This window comes from Nostoc flagelliforme FACHB-838 (assembly GCF_014698065.1).
Lineage (GTDB): Bacteria > Cyanobacteriota > Cyanobacteriia > Cyanobacteriales > Nostocaceae > Nostoc > Nostoc flagelliforme_B.
Map to the genome: position 1 here is coordinate 1 of NZ_JACJSI010000330.1, position 6,660 is coordinate 6,660.

Below are 6,660 nucleotides of genomic sequence, written 5' to 3' on the forward strand. Positions count from 1 at the left end.
TATTCGGTGCGTCTGCAACAATAACTCCCGATTGCCCATAACGGGGATGTTCTGGTGATGAAATTGTGATGGCATTTTTCGGAACCAATGGTTCCTGAAGGAATTGCTTTTTTCCTTTTGGTATTGGAGCAACAATATTAGCCGCAGCTGCGAAATCTGATTCGCTAGGGTTTGGGTTTGATGACAAAGCCAGTCTTATCGCAGCAATAAGTTTTTCTGGTTCTTTGACTAACCTCAAAAGAGGACGGGCTTGGCGCTCATTTTTAATCTGTAACCCCAACTCTCCTGCGGCAACAATAACTTTTGATGCCCCTAAGAGTTGATTTATACGCCGATAGCCGCCATACATATACAATTCGCCTTGACAATATTTCGAGAAATTTTTGTACCCAGCGATTCTGTATATCTGCTCGTCATGCATGATGCGAAAGAGTTCTACTGCTTGCAACTCAAATTGGTCTATGACAGCTAGGGTGTCTTTGATACTGCTATTAAGATCATCGTAATTAAGTGCTGATTTGGTTTCTTCTCTATCTAGTGTCAGCATATTTCTCTCCCGTCATTAGCACAAGGAGAGGGGTTTGAAAAAAAATTTGATGTCACCTTAATCCCGACACCAACGTGTATTGGGCATAAGTCATTTTTCACGATATTTTTCCCTGATAACTTGGTTGACAAGCTTCAGAGGGGGTTGTATCAGTTATCAGTCAACAATTATCAAATAAAGGTCTACTCCTACTGATAACTGGTAACTGATAACTGTTATTCGCGCTGCTACTGCTTTTAACTACAAAATTCGGGATAATTCTTAACAAAAGTTAACTTTACAAAAACTTATGAATTTTAACAGCCAAAACATACCGCAAGGAATGGACTTTCCAAGCGGCAGATCCTATAATGGATCTGGCAGCGCGGATTATACTCTCGGACAAATTTAGTAGTCGTCTCGGTCGCCAAACTTCAACGACAACTTATTTTGTTCCTTCGAGATCAACCCCGCTCTTGATAACTATGGGTTTTATAGAACGCACGAAGCGCCGCTCCTTAGTGGCGCTTTTTGCGTTAAATGTGCGTATTTTTGTAAATTCTTCACCTCTATGCCTCCTTTTAACTAGCTTGATTGTACAGAAGTTATGTCCGTCTGGAATCTAACATTATCCTGATTTTTTACTTTAAATCTTGCCACCTCCGTTAAGAACTGATTAAGAGATAGTCTGAGAATTTGTAAGATTCTCATATAGCGTGCGGCATTGTTCAGTTGCAAAAGGGGCTTTGGCTTAAACGGCTATACCTGTATTCATGTCAGACTTAGGCTTTAACACTTAGAGGTATAACTGAATCTAATGCAACTGTAAACTTATTAATTAAGCTAATTAGTAAGGGTAGATAGTTACTGAATTAACTACTGATTGGCTATACAGTCAAGTCTGTCAATAACTTAGTTTGACTGTAATTGGGAGAAGACACAGAAGATGTGCTTTTGCTACCTGTATAATTTAGCATTTTAATCTTATAGCTTAAACAGACAATTTGGAAATAGGATATCTAATTAAGAATTATTAAAATGTAGATATTTAATTTAAGTAAAAATGAATATAAACTATTGACTATAGTTATAGTGTACCTGCGATACAAGCTAATATGGTTGCTAGTAATAATTTAGACACAATAGACATAGAAGAAGTACTAAAATTTGTGGAAGAACAAGTGCTTCAGCATACGGGAACTCGTCTGTCAGGAGCCGAAAAGCTTATAATCAAAGGGTCATGGGGCGGTAAAGACTATACTGACATAGCGCGTGAATCTGAATACAATACGTATTACTTGCAACAGAAGGTAGGCCCCCGATTATGGTTAATGCTGTCAGAAGCCCTCGGTGGAGTGAAGGTAAAAAAAACACACTTCAAAGAGATTTTACTTAAACAAATCAAAAAACATTATGTCCAACTTGAAGCATCTAAACTGAATAGCGATTCTTTAGTAGGCAAAACTAAATTTTACGGAGATTTTCCTAAATTAAAATCTTTTTGTGGTAGAGAAGAAGACCTAAAGTGTCTAAAAAACCAAATTAGACTTTTTAATCAGCGTTGTATAACTTTAGTAGGAGTTGGTGGAATTGGTAAAACTTATTTTGCAGCCAAGTTAGTAGAAGAAATAATTTTTGAGAACCCAAGCTTATACGATTATGTTGTTTGGAAAGAAGCTGATAATTCTTCTTCTATAGAGCAATTAGTTAATGAATTAGTTGAGCTTTTAAATATAGAGAAAGGTACTAGTAAGAGTTTGGATTATAAAATTTCTTTAATATCAAACCATCTATCCTTGCATCGTTGTTTATTAGTAATAGATAGTTTTGAAAAATTAGCTTCATCAGAAAGTTTAAAAAAAACGATGGGGTATAAAAAGTTTTTTATTGAATTAGCAAAGGAACAAAAATATAGCTGCACAATTGTTACAAGCCAAATACCTTTAAAAGAGTTTACCCATGTAACAACTAATTTACCTTTTCTATATTGGAAGTTGGAAGGTTTAGATCCCATTGCAGCCATGCAGATGCTCTATGAAAAAGGATTATCTGGAGATGAATGCAAAAAACTAATTGAAATATATAGAGGTAATCCATCAGATCTAGAGGCAGTTGCAGAGAAAATTCATCGTTTCTTTGGAGGAAACATTGAAAGTTTTTTTGAATATAGAACTACTGTAATTAGTTCTCGATTTCAAGCAATGCTACACAAGCAATTTGAGCCAAATGGTTTCTTGAATAATCTTCAAAAAACAATATTAATTTACTTAGCGAAGGAATTAGAAAAAGATTCAACTCCTATCCCTTTCACTAAACTCATTGATGATCTAAAAGATCAATTAGGTTTACATTTATCTGTTTTTGAAATTATGGCAGATATAGATATATTAGAACAACGCTCATTAGTTGAAAGGAGCAATGATCCGGACAAAAAAGAAACTAGGTATACTTTACAGCCAGTCATTAAAAAATACATCTTAATTGATCCGCTTGGGCTAATTGATGAAAAGTCCAATAAACCCAAAAAATCTACACAAACGGTTAATATTTTGTGAGTTATTGTATAAACCCTTTTTGTAAGGAACGCCACAATCCTGACGAGCAAGAAATTTGTTTATCTTGTGGTAATCCCTTACTAATCAATGGGCGTATTCGTTTAATACGCCCGTTAACATTTATACATAACAAATTTAATTATACGGATGTATTTGAGGTAGAAGATATTGGAATACATTCGTCAGAATCTCAAACAAGAATACTGAAAGTATTGTATTGGAATGATGATACTAAATACGCAGAGTTATTTCATAGGGAAGCTCTAATATTACAAAGCCTTAAGCATCCTGGAATTCCTAAGTCTCATAGAGAAGATTACTTTACTTTTACATTAAATGATGATTTCCTCAAGCTGCCTTGTATAGTAATGCAAAAGTTTGAAGGAAAGAATTTAAAGCAGTGGATAGAATCTTATGGAAAAATTACGGAAACACTAGCATACAATTGGTTGTTTCAATTAATTGAGATTCTTGACCTAGTTCATCGTTCTGGTTTTTTCCATAGAGATATAAAACCAGAAAATATTATTTGTCAACCGAATGGAGAACTAGCACTTGTTGATTTTGGAGGTGCGAGAGAAATTACAAAAACATATTTGGCAAAAGTTAGTACTAGTGGAGGAATTAGCACGGGTACTAGTCTGGGTTATGAAGTAACCACTGTTCGGACAGCTTGTTACTCTCCTTTGGAGCAAATTAATGGGCAAGCAGTACCACAATCAGATTTTTATGCACTCGGTAGAACTTTGGTATATTTAGTAACTGGGATTCCTTTGATTAAGATTAAGAGCGATGATGAAACAGGAAGATTACTTTGGAGAGATAAAGCACAGCATATAGATAAAAATATTGCTGATTTGATAGATGATTTGATGGCTCCTTTTCCAGGGCAACGGCCACAAAGTACTCAAGTAATAATTCAGAGATTAGAACGATTACCACTTCAAACAAAAATTGAGCGATTAATTAAATCAAAATTATTTAAAATTAGTTTAGGGATATTCGGAATCTTCGGTTTAGTTGGTATAATATATAGCTCTCTGCCTTTGGTAGCAAATTATTATTTGAATGAAGGAAAGAAAGCTTACCAAGAAAATAAATTTGATGAAGCTAAAAATGATTTTAAAAAAGCAGTTCGATTCAATTCTAAATTAAATACTGTAGTAGGAGATTATCTTCTAATCCAAGCTAAAAAAGCTTATGCAGAAAATCAGTTAGCCCAAGCTGATAAAAACTTTCAAGGAGCAATGACTTTTAATCATGAGTTAACTTATTCAATCTCCAGTTTCTATTTTGAGCAAGGATTTCGTCATCAGAATGAACCAAAAATTGCTAGAAAGAACTACGAACAAGCTATAAAGTACAACCCGAAAGACGATACTGCTTATAATAATTTAGCAATTGCGTGTCAGCAGTTATATGACTATAATTGTGTTAAAAAAACTTACGAAATAATTTTTAAGTTAAAACCTAATAAATGGGAATCACATTACGGATTAGGTAATTTTTATGATGGACAGGGAGAATATGATTTAGCAGAAAAGCAATATAAAATTGCTATTAAAAGTAGCGGTCAAGCTATGTTTGCTGTTGCGGCTTTAGCAAGATTGAAAAATAAAAAGGGGGATCATAGAGCAGCAGCTACTTTAGCTTTAAGAGGTTTGCAGAAAACTAATAATCGGGAATTACAAGCATCGTTGTATAAAGATTTAGGATGGGCAAGGTTAATGGAAAATAAGTTAACTGAAGCACAAAAATATCTAGAAAAAGCGACAAAGTTAGATAGCGAAAGAACAGATGCATATTGTTTGCTATCTCAACTAGAAGAATCATTAGGTCAATTTAATTACGCCAGAGCTTATATAGATGCTTGCATCTTGACTAAATCTAGTTTACCAGAAGTGTTTCGCTGGAGACAAGAACTGCTAGATCGCATACTTGATAAATGATAAGATGCTCACTCAAGCCATTTATGTTTGTAAAACAATGAAAAAGCTGATGTTTTTTGGGGGAATGTGCTGTTTAACTTCTCTAATACTAATTCCTCTACCATTGCTAGCAAATGTCCCGCTCATAAGAGTAAGAAGAAATCAGGTTCATTGTGATCCACTAGGAAGGATCATAAGTAAGGGTAACAAGCACTTTGAAGCAGGGAGCTTAATTTGTAAGGGAGATACAATAGAAGTTGTGAATAGTGATTATGTAGAATTTTTATGCTTTAGTTCTGGAAATATTTTAAATTTATCTAGTGGAACTATTCCTCTTGATAAATGTGCAGAACCTGACAAAGCCTTGTCTACTTGCAATCCAACCAATACTAATGCGTGTCACATACGAAAAGGTGGCACAGAAGGGAGCGATGAGCTAACAATCATTTCTCCTTATAGCACATCAACATTGAATTCCCGTCCAGAAATAACTTGGACTGCTGTTAAAGGTGCGACTTCTTACAAAGTCAAAGTAAAAAGTTACGAGTTTGGGTGGGAAAAAGTTGTAAATCAAACTCGGCTTGCCTATCCAAGTTATGAAAAAGAATTTCAACCTGGGACTCCATATACAATATATGTTTTTGCTTATAAAGATGGTGAAGTCTTTAGTTATGATGAAACCTTTGTGGACGTATTGTCTGTAGCCTCCCAAGAACAAATTGCACAAAAGATTAAACGCATCAAAGACTTAGGGCTACCTCCAGATGAAACTATTCAAGACGTAGATGCTATTTATACGGCAGAAAATCTTTTGAATGAAACAATTGAAATGTTAAAAACGGCAACAGCAACTGGTAGCCTAAATCCGACTTTTCACAGAGTACTGGGCGATCGCTATTTGAAGGCCAAGTTGCCAAAGGAGGCTAAACCCGAATACATCAAGGCATCTGAGTTAGCGAAAAGCAGTAATAATTCCAAAGAGTTGCAAAAAGCCCGATCGGGGCTCAAATTAGTAGAATTTTACAACCAGCTTCCAACCAGGAGGAACCCACCCCAATAATAAGCCTTCTTATATTTAGGATTTGACAGTAAGCTTAATTGCGCCTGACGTAGTGCTTCTGCTTTTGGCAAGCCATTGTTCAAACCTTTATAAAATTCTTCCATAAGCAAAGCGGTAGAATGGGCTTCCACGCGCCATAAAGTAGCAACAGTACTACGCGCTCCTGCCTGGGCTGCCATTCCCGCAATACCCATTGCTGACTGCTTGTTGCCTTTAGCTGTTTCGCAGGCGCTGAGAACAAGTAACTCAATTGCATCTTGACTATTTTCAGTTTTACCTCTGATTAAGCTGTCAAAGTCTCTAATATTAATTAGCTTGTCATAGGCAACTAGTACTGTTTTGAGTGGGTCAGAACTAAATTGACCGTGGGTAGTAATATGTACAATAGGAAAATTATTTTTAATTAGTTCTTCTTTAAACCTTTTAAGGGTAAATTTCTTGTCTAACAAGGCTACTGACGAATTAGTTTGTTTTTCTATATAGGAATCCTATTTGATTTTTGAAAAAGATTAAGAGAAAATACGTGCGAGGATGTAAGTGTAAAAGTAGACAATGATAAACCAGCATCTATCAAATGCATCATACCCGCCA

At 35.3% G+C, this 6,660-nt stretch carries 4 protein-coding genes and 1 pseudogene; 3 read left to right on the forward strand and 2 right to left on the reverse strand.

Translation table 11 applies throughout. From position 1 onward, the window contains the following. Positions 1-547 (reverse strand): annotated as a pseudogene (locus tag H6G97_RS42570) (hypothetical protein); the annotation flags it as partial. A 1,094-nt stretch (positions 548-1,641) separates the two neighbouring features. Here H6G97_RS42570 and H6G97_RS42575 point away from each other — a divergent pair. From H6G97_RS42575 to H6G97_RS42585, 3 genes are all read left to right on the forward strand, one after another. Continuing rightward, the gene (locus H6G97_RS42575; RefSeq protein ID WP_190946577.1) at positions 1,642-3,081 is read left to right on the forward strand and encodes a helix-turn-helix domain-containing protein; all 1,440 of its coding nucleotides are present in this window, start codon (positions 1,642-1,644) and stop codon (positions 3,079-3,081) included. Continuing rightward, positions 3,078-5,030, forward strand: coding sequence for a protein kinase domain-containing protein (locus tag H6G97_RS42580; protein WP_190946578.1), 1,953 nt, complete (start codon positions 3,078-3,080; stop codon positions 5,028-5,030). The genes H6G97_RS42575 and H6G97_RS42580 overlap by 4 nt, the downstream gene beginning before the upstream one ends. Before the next feature lie 238 nt (positions 5,031-5,268). After that, positions 5,269-6,069 carry a hypothetical protein gene (locus H6G97_RS42585; RefSeq protein WP_338421964.1) on the forward strand — a complete coding sequence of 267 codons (801 nt, stop codon included), beginning with the start codon at positions 5,269-5,271 and terminating at the stop codon, positions 6,067-6,069. On the opposite strand, the gene H6G97_RS42590 is transcribed toward H6G97_RS42585, so the two are convergent. Further along, positions 6,030-6,518: a CHAT domain-containing protein gene (locus H6G97_RS42590; RefSeq protein ID WP_242055977.1), complete on the reverse strand. Its 489-nt coding sequence runs from the start codon at positions 6,516-6,518 to the stop codon at positions 6,030-6,032. The two genes, H6G97_RS42585 and H6G97_RS42590, sit on opposite strands and share 40 nt — an antisense overlap. Between the last annotated feature and the right edge of the window lie 142 nt (positions 6,519-6,660).